The 18,362-nt window shown below is 64.6% G+C and carries 15 protein-coding genes; 5 read left to right on the forward strand and 10 right to left on the reverse strand.

Translation table 11 applies throughout. The features are described from left to right. From ACX80O_RS03690 to ACX80O_RS03705, 4 genes are all read right to left on the reverse strand, one after another. On the reverse strand, positions 1 to 216 hold a 216-nt coding region (locus ACX80O_RS03690), incomplete at its 3' end, for a hypothetical protein (protein WP_459332580.1). Between the two features lie 262 nt (positions 217 to 478). Beyond that, a complete protein-coding gene (locus ACX80O_RS03695) occupies positions 479 to 1,156 on the reverse strand; it encodes a hypothetical protein (protein ID WP_459332581.1) in 678 nt (225 codons plus the stop codon). A 71-nt stretch (positions 1,157 to 1,227) separates the two neighbouring features. Beyond that, positions 1,228 to 1,704: a DUF421 domain-containing protein gene (locus ACX80O_RS03700; RefSeq protein ID WP_459307277.1), complete on the reverse strand. Its 477-nt coding sequence runs from the start codon at positions 1,702 to 1,704 to the stop codon at positions 1,228 to 1,230. A gap of 421 nt (positions 1,705 to 2,125) precedes the next feature. Continuing rightward, the gene (locus ACX80O_RS03705) at positions 2,126 to 4,519 is read right to left on the reverse strand and encodes an ATP-binding cassette domain-containing protein (RefSeq protein ID WP_459332582.1); all 2,394 of its coding nucleotides are present in this window, start codon (positions 4,517 to 4,519) and stop codon (positions 2,126 to 2,128) included. Between the two features lie 304 nt (positions 4,520 to 4,823). Between ACX80O_RS03705 and ACX80O_RS03710 the strand changes: the two genes are divergently transcribed. After that, positions 4,824 to 6,266, forward strand: coding sequence for a sensor histidine kinase (locus ACX80O_RS03710; protein WP_459332583.1), 1,443 nt, complete (start codon positions 4,824 to 4,826; stop codon positions 6,264 to 6,266). A gap of 4 nt (positions 6,267 to 6,270) precedes the next feature. Here the strand turns inward: ACX80O_RS03710 and ACX80O_RS03715 are convergent, their stop codons facing one another. Beyond that, positions 6,271 to 8,325 carry a S9 family peptidase gene (locus tag ACX80O_RS03715; protein ID WP_459332584.1) on the reverse strand — a complete coding sequence of 685 codons (2,055 nt, stop codon included), beginning with the start codon at positions 8,323 to 8,325 and terminating at the stop codon, positions 6,271 to 6,273. A 57-nt stretch (positions 8,326 to 8,382) separates the two neighbouring features. Between ACX80O_RS03715 and ACX80O_RS03720 the strand changes: the two genes are divergently transcribed. From ACX80O_RS03720 to ACX80O_RS03735, 4 genes are all read left to right on the forward strand, one after another. Continuing rightward, positions 8,383 to 9,252, forward strand: coding sequence for a putative RNA methyltransferase (locus ACX80O_RS03720; protein ID WP_459332585.1), 870 nt, complete (start codon positions 8,383 to 8,385; stop codon positions 9,250 to 9,252). Positions 9,253 to 9,358: 106 nt separating this feature from the next. Further along, entirely contained in the window at positions 9,359 to 9,835 is a 477-nt protein-coding gene (locus tag ACX80O_RS03725; RefSeq protein WP_459332586.1) for an NfeD family protein, read from the forward strand. 26 nt (positions 9,836 to 9,861) lie between these two features. Continuing rightward, complete coding sequence (locus tag ACX80O_RS03730) at positions 9,862 to 10,782, forward strand: SPFH domain-containing protein (protein WP_459307283.1); 921 nt, start codon at positions 9,862 to 9,864, stop codon at positions 10,780 to 10,782. Positions 10,783 to 10,959: 177 nt separating this feature from the next. Then, entirely contained in the window at positions 10,960 to 11,307 is a 348-nt protein-coding gene (locus ACX80O_RS03735) for an RNA polymerase-binding protein RbpA (RefSeq protein ID WP_196840475.1), read from the forward strand. Positions 11,308 to 11,410: 103 nt separating this feature from the next. On the opposite strand, the gene ACX80O_RS03740 is transcribed toward ACX80O_RS03735, so the two are convergent. The 5 genes from ACX80O_RS03740 to tatA all read right to left on the reverse strand — a co-directional run bounded on the left by ACX80O_RS03740 (position 11,411) and on the right by tatA (position 18,336). Further along, on the reverse strand, positions 11,411 to 12,169 hold the full coding sequence (locus tag ACX80O_RS03740; RefSeq protein WP_459332587.1) for a polyprenol monophosphomannose synthase: 759 nt from the start codon (positions 12,167 to 12,169) through the stop codon (positions 11,411 to 11,413). A gap of 431 nt (positions 12,170 to 12,600) precedes the next feature. Continuing rightward, positions 12,601 to 14,262: an amidohydrolase gene (locus ACX80O_RS03745; protein WP_459332588.1), complete on the reverse strand. Its 1,662-nt coding sequence runs from the start codon at positions 14,260 to 14,262 to the stop codon at positions 12,601 to 12,603. A gap of 54 nt (positions 14,263 to 14,316) precedes the next feature. Next, positions 14,317 to 17,139 carry a DEAD/DEAH box helicase gene (locus ACX80O_RS03750; protein WP_459332589.1) on the reverse strand — a complete coding sequence of 941 codons (2,823 nt, stop codon included), beginning with the start codon at positions 17,137 to 17,139 and terminating at the stop codon, positions 14,317 to 14,319. 51 nt (positions 17,140 to 17,190) lie between these two features. Continuing rightward, entirely contained in the window at positions 17,191 to 17,976 is a 786-nt protein-coding gene (gene tatC, locus ACX80O_RS03755; RefSeq protein WP_459307436.1) for a twin-arginine translocase subunit TatC, read from the reverse strand. A gap of 60 nt (positions 17,977 to 18,036) precedes the next feature. Continuing rightward, a complete protein-coding gene (gene tatA, locus ACX80O_RS03760; protein WP_459307287.1) occupies positions 18,037 to 18,336 on the reverse strand; it encodes a Sec-independent protein translocase subunit TatA in 300 nt (99 codons plus the stop codon). Between the last annotated feature and the right edge of the window lie 26 nt (positions 18,337 to 18,362).

An 18,362-nucleotide genomic window follows, 5' to 3' on the forward strand; every position in this document is an offset into this window, starting at 1 on the left:
CACATTCTGATACTCCACCGCATGCGCGGCGATCAACTGTAGCTGCTCAGCGGTCCTCGCGACCTGCTCGATAGCAACCGCAATCTCAGCGAGCTCACGGGTCGGCATCAAAAAACTCTCGACCCGAAACGAACCAGCAATCCCCGACAGCTCCATGTTCAACCACGCCAAATACCGAGGAGTATCAGTCGGCCGCTCGAACTGGGTGATTGCCATACACCAATTCTATCGAACACACCTTCGAACAAACCAGTAAAAAAGGCCAATGTGCAGGAGCAGTGGACAAGAGTTATCCACACCCCGAAAAGCCTAGCCCCGCTCCAAATACGCTTCCTTCCCAGGATTCAGATAGATTTCCAACGCCTCAGCCAGCTCCGGATGCCTGTGCCAGGTGCCGCCAGTCGGGCAGGCCCGCCTCCAGCTTCTGTCGGTTGGTCTGGGCGTCCATCGCACCGGTATGCCGTCTGGCGAAGGCTGCTCAGCTGTCCACGATCGCCCCAACTTGTGCTTTCTCCGCGGGGTTATCGCCGGCCGTCGCCACCTGGGCCGTCGGCACCTGGTCCCTGAGGAAGAAGGCTCCCAAAGATCCGGCGAGGGTCGCAAAAACTGCCACCGAGTAGATGGCCAGCAACACCTGCAGCACCCGGGCGAAAGGGTCGGTTGGAGTGATACCTGCCCCGGTAATTGTCGCCATTGCAGCTTCGAACAATGCGTCGATATAGGACTCGTGAGAGCCTGTGGCGTAGAGCAGCTGGCTGGCGGCAAGGATCACCACGGCCGTCACTGCGGCGAGCCAGCCGATCCTGCTGGAGAGTAATCTGCCAGCGGAACGAGATCCTCGAATGCCAGCCGAGAGGATCCCTCCAAACCGTGCAAACCGGGTCAGCCGGATCAGGCGGAAGGCCTGTAATGCCCTGAAGAACCTGAGGAACGGCACCAGAAGGAAGACCAATTGCCACCAGTTCCGGCGCCAGAACGCACCGCTGAAACTGCCGATATAGGCACGGAGCAGGAACTCCGCGACAAAAACTGCCCAGAAAGCCCAGCCGACAATGCTGAACACGAAAACAACAGTTGGGTCTTTGGCCAAAAGCTGACCGAGCACAATGAAAAGGAAGATGATGCCCAGGATTCCCATGGGCTTGTCAAGGCGCAAGGCGAATTCCTCCGCCGACCGTAGCCGATCCGCGGGTGGGGGATCAGCGCGGGGGACCCTCTCCGGACTCGTCATGATGTGCCCGGGTTGCGCCAGTTGGACACGCCGTCGAGTGCCGATCCGCTACCGAGTTTGATGTCGGGAATGACGCTGAAGGTACCGTTGGTCTCAAGCACCACGACAGCGATGTCCGATAGATCTCCTGAGCGACTACTGCGGACCGCCTGGAGCACTTCAGATTTCGTTAGGCTGTTCCTGCGCACCTGGTCCAGTTGCAACGGCCCATCGCGTGCCGACAGCCAGGCGACAACGAATTGAAGCGAAGCCAGCAACACCAGCGCAGCGGCCCCCTGCGCAACGGACACGTCTGCGCTGAGCAGGATCGTGGCGAGCGTCGATCCGAAGGCAACTGTGACAATGAAGTCAAAGGCATTGAGCTGGCCCAGTGTTCGTTTGCCCGATGCACGTAGCACCACCACCAACGCGGCACACGACACCGACCCGGTGATCAGCACCCTCAAAACTTGTTCCCACGACTCAAACCACATGGAGTAATGGTTTCATACGGCCGGTGTCTGTATTGCTTGCACCGCGTGCGGACAGAATCTCCCCGCCCTGCTGACCTCGCCGGGGGAGTGCCGGGTTGAAGATAGTTACCGCATCCGAACGGCGTAGGTCGGTAGGTCACCCGCTGCAGTGGCCCAGACGGTCGGGATTTCGAGGGCCATAACCCGCGTCCTCGCTCCCTTAGCTATCCCGTGCCAGATTGGTGCCGCGATGTATTGGGCTCGCGGACGTTCGGCTCCGGCAGCAAAACGCACATCCGATCACCTAAGCCAGATACCTGACGGTCGAACAGTCTCTGAGAAAAACCCGGTCATAGCCATGCGGATCAAATGGGGCCGCTTTACTACCACTTGACATAATGTAGATTATCGGCGTTTCGACGAGAACGATCAAGAGCTGGTTTCAGGCGCCGACGTAGGCCGCCAGGTGCTCGCCGGTCAGTGTTGACCTGGCGGCGACGAGATCGGCCGGGGTTCCCTCGAAGATTACCCGGCCGCCGTCGTTGCCTGCACCCGGGCCAAGGTCGATCAGCCAGTCGGCGTGAGCCATTACCGCCTGATGGTGTTCGATCACGAGCACCGATTTACCGGAGTCGACCAGCCGGTCCAACAGGCCCAGCAGGTTCTGGACGTCGGCCAGATGCAGGCCGGTGGTCGGCTCGTCCAGCACGTACACGTCGCCCTTGTCAGCCATCTGCGTGGCAAGTTTAACGCGCTGCCGTTCACCACCGGATAACGTGGTGAGCGGCTGACCGAGCGTAAGATAGCCGAGCCCGACGTCGACCAGCCGGTCCAGGATCTTGTGCGCCGCCGGCGTGCGGGCCTCATCCGCACCAAAGAATGCTTCGGCCTCGGTCATCGACATGGACAGGACCTCCGAAATGTTGCGCCCGCCCAGCGTGTATTCGAGCACCGACGCCTGGAACCTCCTGCCCTCGCAGTCTTCACAGGTGGACTCGACGGTGGCCATGACTCCCAGCTCGGTGAAAATTATGCCGGCACCATTGCAGGTGGGGCACGCCCCCTCAGAATTGGAGCTGAACAGAGCAGGTTTCACACCGTTCGCCTTCGCAAAAGCCTTCCGGATTGGCTCCAGCAGGCCCGTACAGGTAGCAGGATTACTCCGCCGGGATCCCTTGATCGCGGCCTGGTCGATCACCACCACTCCCTCACCGCCAGCTACCGACCCGTGGATCAGCGAGCTCTTCCCCGACCCGGCCACCCCGGTGATCACACACAGGACACCCAGCGGGATATCCACGTCAACATTTTGCAGATTGTGCATCGAGGCGTTGCGCACCTTCAAGCTGCCCGACGGCGACCGCACCTTGTCCCTGACGGCGGCCCGATCATCGAGGTGGCGTCCGGTGACAGTGTCGCTGGAGCGTAGTCCGTCGACACTCCCCTCAAAGCAGACGATGCCGCCCTGGGTGCCACCGCCCGGGCCCAGATCAATCACATGGTCAGCGATGGCGATGGTTTCCGGCTTATGCTCGACGACGAGCACGGTGTTCCCTTTGTCGCGCAGTTGAAGGAGCAGCCCGTTCATCCGCTGGATGTCGTGGGGATGGAGCCCGATGGTCGGCTCGTCGAAAACATAGGTGACATCGGTCAGGGACGACCCGAGGTGCCGGATCATCTTGGTCCGCTGGGCCTCTCCCCCGGACAACGTTCCGGCTGGCCGGTCGAGCGACAGGTAGCCCAACCCGATCCCGGCAAACGAGTCGAGCAGGTGCTGCAACCCCTTCAGGAGCGGCGCCACCGAAGGTTCGCGAAGGCCACGAACCCAGGTGGCCAGCTCATCGATCTGCATACTGCATAGATCGGCAATGTTCCTGCCCTGGATCCTCGACGACCTGGCTTCCGGGCTGAGCCGGGTCCCCTCGCACTCGGGACATGCCTGAAAGGTGATGGCTCGTTCCACGAAAGCCCTGATATGGGGTTGCATCGCTTCGACATCTTTGGACAGCATCGACTTCTGGATTTTCGGGATGACACCCTCGAAGGTGAGGTTGATGCCCTCCACCTTGATCTTGGTGGGCTCCTGGTAGAGCAGGTTGTAGAGTTCTTTCTTGCTGAATTTTTCGAGCGGTTTGTCAAGATCGAAACCGGCGCCGCTGAAGATCCTGCCGTACCAGCCGTCCATGCTGTAACCGGGCACGGTCAGGGCTCCCTCCCCCAACGACTTGGTCTCGTCGAACAGTGCTGTCAGATCGAAGTCGGAGACCGATCCCATCCCTTCGCAGCGCGGGCACATGCCACCCAGATAGACTGCGTCCTTCACCACGCTCTTCTCCACCCTGCCGCCGGCCTTCTCGGTGCTCATCACCCCGCTTGCCCTACGGGTGGGAACGTTGAAGGAGAAGGCGGTCGGCGGTCCCACAGAGGGTGATCCGAGCCTGCTGAACAGAATCCTCAGCATTGCGTTGGCGTCCGTGGCGGTGCCGACAGTGGACCGGGGGTTCGCGCCCATCCGTTCCTGGTCGACGATGATCGCCGTCGTCAGGCCCTCAAGATGGTCGACGTCGGGCCGGGCCAGATTGGGCATGAACCCCTGCACGAACGCGCTGTAGGTCTCGTTGATCATCCGCTGGGACTCGGCGGCGATGGTTGCGAAGACCAGGGAACTCTTCCCCGAACCGGACACCCCGGTGAACACCGTCAGGCGCCGCTTCGGAATCTCAACGGTGATGTCCTTAAGGTTGTTCTCCCGGGCGCCTTCAACACGGATCAGATCGTGGTGGTCGGCGGCGTGCAGTCCTGACTGATGCGCCGCGGTCGTCGTTGACGTGTTCATTGTGTCTCCCTAGTCCCTAGTCCCGACGGCCACCGACGGCTACCGACGGCTACCGACGGCCACCGACGGCCGCTACGGCGGATCAGGCAGTTTTGGACGGCGTCGTTGGCCTCATGCCCACCAGCAAAACCAACAGTACTGCCGATTCTGGTGCAGACACGGGCTGCGTGGCAACGACGCCCGCGCAATCAGTTCAACCCGCCGGGCTAGCGCCTCGACGTCCATCGGCTGGTCGCAGGGGAATCATGCACCCTCGGGCATCGGCTCGTCCGGCAGTGCAGCATCCGGGGCATACTGTTGCGATATGAGAGGGACTCCTTCGTGGCGCTGGACGTCGAGCATCCGCGTTCGCATTGTCGCCGTCGTGGTGGTCCTGCTGGTGCTGTCCTCGGTGGGGTCAGTGCTGCTGCTGCGACTGGTCCTTTTTGAACGCCTCAATGAAGAGATCAGCACCAGCCTGGATCGTGAGGCCGACGAGTTCAGGCTCCTCGCCGGAGGTGTCGACCCGCGGACCGGGGATCCGTTTGGCGAGGACCTGGCGGCGATCTTCGACGTGTATTTTTCCCGCGAGATCGCTGACGAGGGTGAAACCCTGCTCGCCTTCATCGACGGTGAACTGTACGAATCCCGGCGGGCCCAGCAGGTACCCGATCCCGGGGAGTACCGGAGCACAGTGGAGTACTGGCTGGGGCTTGAGGAGATGGAGAAGGGAACCATCGACACACCAGCGGGCAACACCAGCTACGTGGCCGTGCCCGTGCCGGGCGACCCCACTGATGGCCTGTTCGTGGTGGCCAACTTCCCCGCCAACGAGCAGAACGAGATCGATAGTGCAGTGCAGACGCAGCTGATCGTCCAGCTGGGCACCACCATCCTGGCGTCCCTGCTCAGCCTCGCGCTGGCCGGGAGGGTGCTCCGCCCGCTTAGGTCCCTGGCCGAGACGGCGAGAATCATTTCGGACACCGACCTGTCCCGGCGCATCGGCACGACCGGAAACGATGAAGCCTCCCAGATTGCTGATGCGTTCAACGACATGCTGGGCCGCCTCGAGCAGTCCTTCACGACCCAACGCCAGTTCCTCGACGACACCAGCCATGAATTGAGGACTCCGCTCACAGTGATCAGGGGGCACATGGAGCTCCTCGACCTCGATGAAACCCGGGCAGAACGTGCGGCGACTGTTGCGCTGGTGACCGATGAGGTGGATCGGATGAACCAGATCGTCTCGGATCTGTTTGTGCTGGCCCGCGCTGGACGGCCTGACTTTTTGCAGCTGGACCGGGTCGAGGTGAGGGAGCTGGTGCTGGGCGTCTACCGGAAGATAACGGCGCTCGCCGACCGGGACTGGCAGGTCGCCGCCCCCGAACCGGCCATCATCCTGGCAGACCGGCACCGGGTGACGCAGGCGTTGCTGCAGCTGGCGGACAACGCAGTGAAATTCACCGCCGTCGGCGCCATCATCAGGCTCGGAGCCGTTGTCGAAACCGACGGGGTGCGGTTGTGGGTGCTGGATTCCGGGCCCGGAATCCAGCCGCAGGATGCCCAAAAAATCTTTACCCGGTTCCACCGTGGCTCGGGCCGGGAGGCGGAGAAAGCGGGTGGGGCAGGCCTGGGCCTATCCATTGTCGCGGCGATCGCCGAAGCCCACGGCGGCAGCGCGGCCCTGGTCCCCAGGCCAGGGTGGGGTGCGTGCTTCGAGATATTGCTGCCCCGGCACGCTGCGCTGCCGCCGGCACCTCCCGGCTAGCCGGTCACGACGGCTGGTTCTGGGCGGTGGGCAGGTAGGTGGCCCACCACCGGAGGATGTGCTCGAACCGCTGCCGGCGGTGCCACGGGGATCCGGCCCGGGACAGTTCGTGGGTCTCCCCCGGGAACACCAGGAGTTCGGTGGGAACACCGCGCAGCTTCAGCGCCGTGTAGTAGCGCTGGGCCTGCTCCAACGGGCAGCGCAGATCATCTTCCGAGTGCACCACGAAGGTGGGGGTCTGCACCTGATCCACGTGGGCGAACGGATTCTGGGCCCTCACCTGCTCCGGGTCCGACCCGGTGTACGCGTCGGAAAAGAACCAGCCGATGTCCGAGGAACCTACGAACGACGGCGGGTCAAGGTACCCTCGCTCCACCACTGCCGCGGTGAACCGGTGGTCCTGGGAGATGGTCCACGCGGTCAGGTACCCGCCATACGATCCGCCCATCACTCCCAGCCGTTCCCGGTCAAGGGCCGGGTACTTGTCCAGCGCGCCCTCAAGGAAGCCGATGACGTCCAGCAGGTCGACGGTTCCCATGGCCCCCTTGATCACCCTGCCGTGCTCCTGCCCGTACCCGGCCGCACCGCGCGGGTTGCACATGACGACGGCGTAGCCGGCATCGGCGTACACCTGGGCCTCATCAAAGTAGCCCCAGCCGTACTGGGCGAACGGTCCACCGTGAATGTTGAGCAGTACCGGGTGGGGTCCCTCCCCCTCGGGTTCAAGGACCCAGCCGTGGACGCCGTGCCCGTCGCTGGCGGTGAACGTCTCCTCCACCGGGGCGCCCACGGTGGTGTGAGCCCTCAGGGTGTGGGACAGATCGGTCAGCGGGGCGAGGAACCCGCCGGACACCACTGCCAGCTCCCCCATGGTGCCCGGATCGGTGTACGCCGCCACGACGACGTCCCCCGCCGCTGCGGCACCCGTCACGATCAACTCACCGTCGACGAGGGTGGTCAGCGCACCGTCGGCTGACACCTCGAGCAGCGTGCCCCTGCCCCGGGTGCGGTTGAACACCAGCACCGAGTCGGCACCACGTGGCACAATGTCGCCGACCTCGCCGAGATCGAGCCTTTCGGCGTCGGTGATGGCGCGCGCCTCCTCGGGCGCGCCGGCGGGAGCCACGTAGAGAGCGGTGTTGCGGGCCAGGAAGTCCAGCCCGTCCTCGGACAGATCGCTTCCGAGGAAAAACAGCCACTTGCCGTCGATGCTCTCGACCGGTCGGTTGCAGCCCACCCGGGTGCCGGAACCGCGGTTGGTGAGCCGGACGACGTCGGACCCGTCGACGGCCATCGAATGGATGTCGGTGTACAGGGTGGTGTCGGCGTCGTGATGCAATGCGGCGGTGAACAGGATGCGCTGCCCATCCCGGGTGAACACCGGTTCGTTGTGATCGGCGTCCGCCGTGGTCAGCTGGACGGCGTCGGGAAGTCCCTTGGCCCCAGCTACGGACGACGAGGGTTCGGCAGCCTTGGCCACCTTGTCCGCTGCGGCTTCCTTGGCCCGACCCACCGGCTCCACAAATGGTTCGGCGTCGAGGCGGGGCACGTCCAGGACGAAGATGTGGGAACGCTTGTCCAGCGAATAGCCCAGGCCGTTCATCCGGTACTTGAACGTGGTGATCAGGCGGGGATCTTCGAGCCCAGGGCCGACACCGTCGACCGTCCCGTAGCGCCCGTGCTCGGGGACCCGGGCGGTGAAAGCGAGCCTGGACGCGTCAGGTGACCAGGTGAACGCCCCGACCCCCAGCTTCTGGTCGGTCAGCTGCTGCGGTTCGCCGCCGCGGCTGTCCACGATCATCAGCTGTGGCTTGCCACCCGGTGCCGACCGCAGAAAAGCAATGGCCGTCCCGTCGGGCGAATATTGTGGCGCAGTGTCGCGGAAACCCCGGGTCAGCCGCCGCGCTGTGCCATCGGGTACCGCCAGGTCCCACAACTGCCCGACGTACGTGTCGGCGTCGAAATCGGGTCGGGTCACCGAGACGACGCAGCGCTGCGCATCGGGTGAGAGCGACGGTGAACTTACGGACTGGAGGTGATTCAGCTCATGTGGTTTCACACGTCCGAGACTAGATCAGTCGCTGACCGTTCCCAATTCCGGCCCTAGGATGAAACCATGCCCCGCCTCCCGGAAGACCTGCTGCGCTGCCCGGTGTGCGCCGGGCAACTGGAGCTTTCGGAGGCCGGACGAACGCTTGCCTGCGCGGCCGGTCACCGCTTCGACGCAGCCAAGCAGGGCTACTTCAATCTGTTGACCGGGCGGGGCACGGCGTTTCAACCGGATACAGCGGTGATGGTGCAGGCACGCTCCGATTTCCTTGGCGCAGGCCATTACCGCCCCCTGCAAACGGCCGTCGCCGACCTCGCGCAGCGGCACGCACCCCACCCGCGGGTCATCCTCGACGCCGGCGCCGGCACTGGCTACTACCTGGCCGAGCTGCACCGCAGACACCCGGGTGCGGCGGTTGTTGCCCTCGACATTTCGAAGTTCGCCCTGCGCCGGGCTGCAGGGACCCTTGACGCTGGCGTGTGCCTGGTCTGGGATGTCTGGCGGACCCTGCCGGTGCGGGACGCCGCGGTGGACATGATGATCAACATCTTCGCCCCCCGCAACCCGGAGGAGTTCCACCGGGTGCTGACTCCCGGGGGTGTGCTCCTGGTCGTGACGCCGTTGCCGGGCCATCTCGCCGAAATTGCCGACGACGCCGGGCTGCTCGCTGTGCGACCCGACAAGGCCGAAGGCGTGGCCATGACACTCGCGGGACTGTTCGAGGAAGTCGAGATGGCCACCGTCGACACCACCGTGCAGCTGTCCCCCACCGACATCTACAACGTCGCCCTGATGGGCCCGGCTGGCCACCATCTGGCCGCGCCCGACCTGGTGGCGGGGTTGGCCGGGTTTCCCGAGCGGACGGCCACGAGCGCCAGGTTCACCGTCCAGGTGTTCCGGCGACCCCCCGGACCGGTGCGGCTTGCGGATGTATAACAACCGCCCTTCAGAGCCCCGGATCCCTAGGTTTCCCCCAGTCCCTTTGGCATGATGGAGTAACGCAGTCCGCGCGCCCACCGGCGCCCTAGCCCAAGGGGAAGACATGTTCGAGTGGCTGATGGAGAACGGCTGGGTTCTCTGGCTGATCCTGTTCCTTGGTCTAGCCGCTGTGGAGACGCTCACGCTCGACCTGTTCTTCGTCATGATGGCCATGGGCGCCCTGGCGGCCATGATCAGCACCTTCCTCGGCGCGGCCTTCTTCCTGCAGGTGATCCTCTTCTGCGCGGTATCGCTGCTCATGGTGCTGGTGGTACGTCCGGTGGCGTTGAAGCACCTCAAACGCGGTTCCCCCGAGCAACTCAGCAACATCGACCGGCTGATTGGCGAGTCGGCGCTTACCCTCGACGTAGTGACCGGTGAATCAGGCACCGTGAAAATTGGCGGGGACACCTGGTCGGCCCGCACGCTGGATGGCTCATTGATTCCTGCCGGCGAACGCGTCGCTGTCTCCAGGATTGACGGTGCGACGGCGCTGATCAGTGCACCAGCCCGCCCGCAGGCCGCCGACTCTTCCAACTAACGTGCTACCAAACCAAAGGGGAACCTATGCCTAGCGACGCAGGGGCAATCGGACTAACGGTGGTCCTGATTGCCCTGATCATTTTCGTCCTGATCGTCCTGGTGAAATCCGTGCGGATCATTCCGCAGGCGCGCGCCGGCGTCGTGGAGCGACTCGGTAAGTACCAGCGGACTTTGCAACCAGGGCTGACCATCCTGATCCCCTTTGTTGACCGGCTGCTCCCCCTCCTCGACCTGCGGGAGCAGGTGGTGTCCTTCCCGCCACAGCCGGTCATTACGGAAGACAACCTGGTGGTGTCGATCGACACGGTGGTCTACTTCCAGGTGACCGACCCGCGGGCGGCGACCTACGAGATCGCCAACTACATCCAGGCAGTTGAACAACTCACCACCACTACCCTGCGCAACGTGGTGGGTGGACTGAACCTTGAAGAAGCACTGACGTCCCGCGACCAGATCAACGGCCAACTGCGCGGCGTGCTCGATGAGGCGACCGGCCGCTGGGGGATCCGGGTGTCCCGGGTGGAACTCAAAGCCATCGACCCGCCCCTGTCGATCCAGGATTCAATGGAAAAGCAGATGCGCGCCGAACGGGATCGGCGTGCGGCCATCCTAACCGCCGAGGGCACCAAACAGTCGCAGATCCTTACCGCTGAGGGTCAGCGGCAGGCAGCTATTCTCGCCGCTGAGGGCGACGCCAAAGCCGCCATCCTCCGTGCCGACGGCGAATCCCAGGCCATCCAGAAGGTCTTCGATGCCATCCATAAGGGCAACCCGACGCAGAAGCTCCTCGCCTATCAGTACCTGCAGACGCTCCCTAAACTCGCCGAAGGGTCATCCAACAAGCTGTGGATCATTCCCAGTGAAGTGGGCGAGGCGCTCAAGGGAATCGGCAAGGTGCTGGGCGACGCAACAGCGGACGCCCCCGACAGCGAGCTGAAAGCCTAACCGACCGGTTTCTGTTTGCAACCATCCCCGCGTATAATTGGGTGTTTGCCGTAGTTTCGCTGGTCTGCTCGGGAACAGACTCTAATTCCACAGCGTTATGTAGATGGCAGGTTGCGGTAGCCAATGCCGCGCCACCGTCCGCCGTTACGGATGCCAAATTGTTGAGTAGGAGAATACATGAGCGATCGTAGCTTGCGCGGAATGCGCCTCGGAGCGCAAAGCATGGAGACTGAGTCCGGGGTTGAGCCGGCTCCGCGTCAGCGGGTTGAATACCGTTGTGGGGATGGCGAGCGGGTGTTCGTCACTTTCGCTGCGGAAGCCGATGTTCCACCGATCTGGGTGTCCAAAACCGGCAAGGAAGCGCTGCTGGTGGATGGGGAACGCCCCGATACGTCAGGCGACAAGCCTGTGCGAACCCACTGGGACATGCTGTTGGAGCGCCGCAGCATGGACGAGTTGGAGCAGATCCTGCAGGACCGGTTGACCATCCTGCGGGAACGCCGCGGAGAGCGTCGTTCCGCCTAGCCGGAACACCAGCGCATCAGGCCGGGTCGTTCGCCGAAAGGCCAGCGGCCCGGCTTTTTCGTGCCGCCAGAGCCTCGTTCGGTGTTTGCGTGGGCAGCCTTCGTCAGGCGTCCCGCGCGGGCAGAGCGCGCTTCGGCGATGAACGCCCGGTGAGTGCCCGCCACCGGGCGGCCAACCCCCAGCGGGTGACGTTGGCGATCGCCTCCAGCACAATTCCGCCGCTCATCTTTGACGCACCGAATTCCCGCTCCACGAACGTGATGGGGACCTCGATGATCGTCAGGCCCAGCGTAGCCACCCGGAAGGTCATATCGACCTGAAACCCGTACCCCACCGAGTCGACTGTAGTCAGGTCGACCTTCTCAAGGGTTTCCCTACGGAAGGCACGATAGCCGGCAGTGATATCCCTGACACCGATGCCCAGCATGAGCCGCGAGTACGTGCTTCCGGCCCGGGACAGCAGCTTCCGACGGCGCGGCCAGTTCACCACGCTGCCACCGGGGATCCAGCGGGACCCGATGACCAGGTCCGCGTCGGGGACCCGGTCGAGCAGGGACTGTAGCTGCTCCGGACGGTGGGAGCCGTCGGCGTCCATTTCGACCAGCACGTCATACCCGGCGCCGAGACCCCACACGAATCCGGCAAGGTAGGCGGCACCGAGTCCCGCCTTGCCCGTGCGGTGCAGCACGTGGATCTGCGGGTCGGCGCTGGCGAGAGTGTCGGCGAGATCCCCGGTTCCGTCAGGGCTATTGTCATCCACCACGAGAACGTCCGAGAGCGGTACCGCGCGCCGCAGCCGTGCGATGGTCAGGGGTAGCGACTCGATCTCGTTGTAGGTGGGAATGATGGTGACGACTCGCACTCAGGCAACCTTTGATCAAGTAGCGGGTGCGCCTCGGGCGCACGCGTCCCGTGGGCCGGAACCAAACGATCAGTATATTGGATGCCCGGACAGGACCGAAAAGAGCCGCCCAGCCGTGGTCAAACGCACCATTGCCAGGAAAACTGTGCCAAGAAACCGGGTAGGTTCACGCGCCTTCGGGCCAGCACGGATCCTGATGGATCACAGCTGTTTTCTACTGGCGCGCGAACCTACCCGTTTTTTTGGTTACCGATACCGCAACGCAGGGGCGAACCATCCCAAACAATCGGTGGCTGCCCCAAAAGTGCGTTGAATCGGCACGGTCGGGTCATCGGTGGTGCTGGATTATCGACCCGTTGAGTTGCAAGCCTACGTGCTGTGCGGCACGTGTCAACAGCTCCCTGACCTGCACAAACGCTTGTTTATGCAGGTCAGGACGCGGAACGCAGTGCCGAGGAAATTTCTCGGAATCCTTCGGCCTGGTACAGCTGGCGGCCCCGGTGGACCGTCTCCAGGCAGAGCGGATCCGCCCCGGTGTCAAGCGCTGGCAGGAGCGGAGTCCCCGCCCGGGGATCGGTACTCCAGGACTGCACGCGACTGTCGGCGGTCTGGACCATCAATTCCTCGACCTCCCAGACCGCGTAGGACGCCGGGGCGCCGGGGACCAGTTGCCCGAGCAGGGGGTGCGCCGTGCCGACCGCCCGCCAGCCGGCCCTGGTGTGGGCAATAAATGCCGCCCGGGCGGAGATCCGGTGGGCAGGGTTGTGGTGCATCACGCCGGCCCGGAGAGTGGCCCACGGGTCGAGGGATGTCACCGGGCTGTCCGAGCCGAAGCACAGTGGGACGCCCGCGGCCAGGAAGCCCGCGAAAGGATTCATGCTGGCCAGTCGGTCAGCACCCACCCGCTGGCTGTACAGGCCATCGGCGCCACCCCAGCGGGCGTCAAAGGCTGGTTGGGCGCTCACGGTAATACCGAAGTGCACCAGCTGGGCGATGGCCTCAGCGTCTGCGAACTCGACGTGTTCGAGGCGGTGGCGTGCCTTCCGGACTGCCTCGATCCCGTGCGCGCCGGCGACCAGGGCCAGGCCCCCGAGTACCGCGTCCAGGCCGGCGTCACCTATCACATGGAATCCGGCCTGCATCCCCACGCTGGTCGCAGCACCAAGGTGGGCCGCGACGGCGTCGGCAGTGAGGAACACTGAACCCTGGTGGGTATGATCGTCGGCGTAGGGCTGCCGGAGGGCTGCGGTGCGGGACCCGATCGACCCATCAACGTTGAGGTCCCCGCCCAGCCCGGCCAGGCGTCCACCGAAGAGGTCCACTATCTCTCTGAGTTCGGCCGGAGTGGTGACCGCCTGCCCCCAGTACGCCAGGATCTCGGGGAGAGGCTCGACCGGCGTCTGCTCTTCCAGGCGGAGCAGCGACAGCAGGTCGTCGGTGGGTGAAATATGCGGTGCCCCCATCTCGGCGACGGCGACGATGCCGTTGGCTGCCGCCCGGCGGAGTGCTGCGCGTTGGTACGACGACCGCAGGGAGTCACCGAGGTTCCGGGAGGCGAGGCGTGCCGTGACGTGGGCGTCGTGCGTCACGAAGCCGTTGTCCCAGCCGTGGAGCGCCGCTAATCCCAGGCTGGCGGCGAGCGACCCTGATACGACAGCCGAGTGGACATCTACGCGGGCCAGATAAACGGGCTTCCCTCCCCCTGCCGCGTCGAGTTGCTGAGCCGTGGGGATGGTCGGCTCCGGCCAGCGGGACTCGTCCCAGCCATGCCCCAACACCGTGTGGCCGCCGGTGCGCGCTGCGGTGGCCACCCGGTCCAGAAGGTCCGTGACGTTGGTGCAACCGGCCAGGTCGATGGACTCCAACGCCAGTCCAGTCTCGGTGGTGTGGACATGGGAGTCCACGAACCCCGGGGTGATGAGCGCACCCGCCAGGTCTACGACGGTCATGGTGGAGTCGGCCAGGGATTCGGCGGCATGCTCGGAGCCGATCCACGCGACGGTGTCGCCGTCAACCAGCATCGCCGTAGCGAACGGGTCCGCGGCGCTATAGACGGAGCCGTTGCGGTAAAGCACGGGGCGGGTCGGGGTCATTCGGGCTCCAGACGGTGGTGCAAGCGGTGGTGCAAACAGGGAGAACGCCGGGAACTAGTCGCCGATGGCCGAGTAGGCGACCACGCCGCGGCGAATGAGACTAATCGCATCAATGCACAACCGGCGTTGCCCCGGCGCCAGGTCGTCGATCTTGGCGAGCTGATCGAGCAGGTCAATGACCTGTTTGGTCCACCGCACAAAGTCGCCGGCCGCCAGTTCGGTGCCGCTCAGCGCGGCCTGCAGCGCCGTGCCCCTGGCCCACTTGTGCATGGGCCAGACCAGGCCCAGTTCGGGTTCACCGGTGACCGGGAGTTTGAACTGCTCCTCCAGGTCCGTCAGGGCCGACCATTGGCGGACGACGACGTCGACCGAGGAGTCGAGTGCGGCGCTGGGCAGTTTCGGCCGCAGGCCGCGTTCCTCCCGTTTGGCCTGGTAGACCAGTACCGACGCGAGCGCGGCGGTCTCCGCGGCGTCGAGGCCGTCAAAGGCACCACGCTCCAGCGATAGGGCGATCAGCAGGTCCTTCTCGCCATAAACCCGCCGCAGTTTTCGGCCAGCAGCGGTGACAGTGGCGCCTGCTGGGGTGTCCTGCAGGTACCCGTAGTGAAGGAGGACGTCCGACACGCGGTCGAAGGTTTTCGCGATGGTGTTGGTCCGGCCACGGATCTGACCGGTGAGGCGGTCGGTTTCCCGGCGCAGCTTCCACCAGCGTTCGGCCCACCGGGCGTGCTGTTCCCGGTCACTACAGCCGTGGCAGGGGTGGGCTCGCAGCTTTCGCCGAAGCTCGGCGATGGCCGCCTCCTGACGCTCGGCGACCGCTGTGTGGAAGCCGTCCTGGGTGGCCGACCCCCTGCGCGGCGGGCGTCTATCGTGAAGCGCGTTGCGCAGCGACGAACCCAGATCCTTCCGGTCCTTGGGGCTGCGGGCGTTGAAGTTCTTGGGAATCCTGATGTGGGACAGTATCTCCAGTGGCCCGCTGAGGTCCTGCACTCCGACCCGTCGGATCTGTTTGTCCTCGGTGAGGACGGTGGGCCGTGGCTCTCGGGAGGTGTCGGCGCTGAGGACCACCGCGTACCCCTGGCTGCGTCCGGCAGGGACGTCAATGACATCGCCGGGCCGCAGCATCTCCAGGGACGAGGCGGCTGCCGACCGTCTGCTGCGGGAGTTGGTTTTCGCGGCGGCGTCCTCGAGGTCTGATAGTTCCCGCCGGAGTTTCGAGTACTCGGTGAAGTCACCGAGGTGGCACGTCATGGACTGTTCGTAGCCCTTCAGGGACTCCTCGCGGGTCCGCACCTGCTTCGCGAGACCCACCACCGAACGGTCCGCCTGGAACTGGGCGAACGACGTTTCAAGGATTTCCCGTGACCGGTCCTGACCGAACTGGGCGACCAGGTTGATGCTCATGTTGTAGGTGGGGCGGAAGCTGGAATTCAGCGGGTAGGTGCGGCGGGACGCGAGACCGGCCACGGCGCCCGGATCGGTGCCGGGCTGCCACAGGACGACGGCGTGGCCTTCCACATCGATCCCCCGGCGGCCGGCACGTCCCGTCAGCTGGGTGTACTCCCCCGCCGTGACATTGACGTGGGCCTCACCGTTGAACTTGTCGAGCTTCTCCAGGACCACCGAGCGGGCCGGCATGTTCACGCCGAGGGCCAACGTCTCGGTGGCAAACACTGCCTTCACCAGCCCCATCGCGAAGAGCTTCTCCACCACCTCCTTGAAGGTGGGGAGCATCCCCGCATGGTGCGCCGAGAAACCCCTGATCAAACCTTCCCGCCACTCCCAGAACCCGAGGACCGCCAGGTCCTCGGGTGGCAGGTCGGCGGCCGCCTCATCGACGCGACGGCCGATGATCTCGCGTTCCGGCTCGGTGGTCAGCCACAGGCCAGCGTCGAGGCACTGGCTGACTGCCGCTTCGCAGCCGTTACGGGAGAAGATGAAGGTGATGGCCGGAAGCAGGCCGTCCCGGTCGAGGGCGCTGATGACCTGGGGTCGGCTGGCACGCCTGACCCGGGACGCCGCCTGCGGGGGCCTCTTCGCCGGACCCCTCCCCCGCCGGGGACCGCCTCCGCCCCACCCTGAACGCTGGTTCAGGCGGGTTTCCGAGTTTGCCAGATCGAGGAGCTCAGGATTAACCGCGTAGCGGTCCTCGGCTCCGGCGTCAGCTCCGGCGGGCGCCGCCTCGTCAAAGGCCACATCCCCGGCGAAGAGATCGAGGAGGTTCTGGCCCACCATGACGTGCTGCCAGAGAGGCACCGGCCGATGCTCGGAGACCACCACATCGGTATGCCCCCGCACGGTGTCGAGCCAGGCGCCGAATTCTTCGGCATTGGAGACCGTCGCGCTGAGGGATACCAGCCGCACCTCGGACGGCAGATGAATGATCACTTCCTCCCACACGGCGCCCCGGAACCGGTCCGCAAGGTAGTGCACCTCATCCATCACCACGTACCCCAGGTCAACCAGGGTGTCCGAGTTGGCGTACAGCATGTTCCGCAACACTTCGGTGGTCATGACGACGACGGCGGCGTCCGGGTTGATTGAGGTGTCACCGGTGAGCAGGCCCACCCGGTCCGCCCCGTACACAGCGCATAGTTCCGAGTATTTCTGGTTGCTGAGCGCCTTGATGGGCGTCGTGTAGAACGCCTTCAGCCGCTTTTCAAGGGCAAGATAGACGGCGAACTTCCCGACCACCGTTTTTCCCGCCCCGGTGGGTGCGGCGACAAGTACCCCACGCCCGGCTTCGAGGCAGACACAGGCGTCCCGCTGGAACTGATCCAGGTCGAAACCCAGAGTCTGCTCAAAGTGGTGCAGTGACGTCGCTGTGTGTGCGGTGCGCGCCCGTGCTAGCTGGTACCGCTCGGCGGGGGAGGTCATACGATCAAGCCTAAACTGTCCCGGCTGGCGGGTTGCACCGGGTGAGGCGGGTTAGAGTCCGTCAATGGTGGACGCCGTATCGGCCCCCGCCTCAACCTCGGCGTCCCGGGCGGCGCGTCGCCGCTCGCGGCGTTTGTCGTTGAGCAGGCACAACATGATGGCAATGAAGAAGAGCACCACCATCGGGGCGGCCAGGTAGAGCATGCCAAGGGCGTCGCCGCCCGGTGCTGCCATGGCGGCGAACACGCAGATCAGGAACACCGTGATCCGCCACGCTTTGAGGATCTGCTTGCCGGTGAGGATTCCCACCACGTTCAATCCGAAGAGCACCACCGGAAGCAGGAAGGCGATGCCGAAGGCCAGCATCAGGCGCAGCACAAAAGTAATATAGGCGGTCACCAGGATGATGTTCGAGAATCCGCTGGGGGTGAAGTCGGTCAACACCCGCACCGCGTTCGGCAACACCAGCCACGCGAGATAGATCCCCGCCAGGAACAGCGGAACGGCGACGGCGATGAAGGACAATGCCACCCGGCGTTCCTTGGTTCTCAGTCCAGGCGTGATAAACGCCCACAGCTGATACAGCCAGACCGGGCTGGCGAGGATGATACCGATGAAGACCGATACCTGAACCAGCAGGTCGAACGGCGACCCTACGCCGTCGAAGTTCAGGACCGCTTCCCTGCCCTCCCGGGCGTTCAGCTCAAGAATGGGGCGGGACAACGCCGTCAGGACAGGATTGTAGATAAAAAAGCCGGCAACCGTCCCGACGACGAGGGCCAGCGCCGCTTTGACCACCCGGTTCCGGGCCTCTATCAGGTGCTCCCTGAGAGCCATCCGCCCCTCAGGGTTGGATTTGCGACCCCTGCCCCGCACCTTCAGCACCGCCCGCTCACCCTAGGGTGTGCGGGACGTCGGATCGGCTGACCCCGGCGGGTTGTGCTGCCCGGGGGTGGCCGGTCCTGACTGGTCACGGTAGCCGCTACTGCCGTGTGACGGCGGTACGACGCGCCCTTCAACCGGGGAACCCTGGTCGGGCGTGTCTGCGGGATCGTCGTCTTTCATCTGCTTCACCTCGGACTTGAAGATCCGCAGGGACTGGCCGACGCTGCGGGCCAGTCCGGGCAGTTTGGGGGCTCCGAAGAGGAGCAGGGCGACAACGATGATGGCAACAAGTGCCCAACCTTCAGGTCTCATGACGAAATCCTTTCATAGTTCTCGGT

The organism is Arthrobacter glycogeni (genome assembly GCF_054511155.1).

Coding starts and splice junctions, on each gene's coding strand:
- tatC (WP_459307436.1), bottom strand. CDS start 17,976: ATGGCTCTCAGGGAGCACCTGATAGAGGCCCGGAACCGGGTGGTCAAA.
- ACX80O_RS03710 (WP_459332583.1), top strand. CDS start 4,824: ATGAGAGGGACTCCTTCGTGGCGCTGGACGTCGAGCATCCGCGTTCGC.
- ACX80O_RS03705 (WP_459332582.1), bottom strand. CDS start 4,519: ATGAACACGTCAACGACGACCGCGGCGCATCAGTCAGGACTGCACGCC.
- ACX80O_RS03750 (WP_459332589.1), bottom strand. CDS start 17,139: ATGACCTCCCCCGCCGAGCGGTACCAGCTAGCACGGGCGCGCACCGCA.
- ACX80O_RS03730 (WP_459307283.1), top strand. CDS start 9,862: ATGCCTAGCGACGCAGGGGCAATCGGACTAACGGTGGTCCTGATTGCC.
- ACX80O_RS03700 (WP_459307277.1), bottom strand. CDS start 1,704: ATGTGGTTTGAGTCGTGGGAACAAGTTTTGAGGGTGCTGATCACCGGG.
- tatA (WP_459307287.1), bottom strand. CDS start 18,336: ATGAGACCTGAAGGTTGGGCACTTGTTGCCATCATCGTTGTCGCCCTG.
- ACX80O_RS03735 (WP_196840475.1), top strand. CDS start 10,960: ATGAGCGATCGTAGCTTGCGCGGAATGCGCCTCGGAGCGCAAAGCATG.
- ACX80O_RS03725 (WP_459332586.1), top strand. CDS start 9,359: ATGTTCGAGTGGCTGATGGAGAACGGCTGGGTTCTCTGGCTGATCCTG.
- ACX80O_RS03720 (WP_459332585.1), top strand. CDS start 8,383: ATGCCCCGCCTCCCGGAAGACCTGCTGCGCTGCCCGGTGTGCGCCGGG.
- ACX80O_RS03745 (WP_459332588.1), bottom strand. CDS start 14,262: ATGACCCCGACCCGCCCCGTGCTTTACCGCAACGGCTCCGTCTATAGC.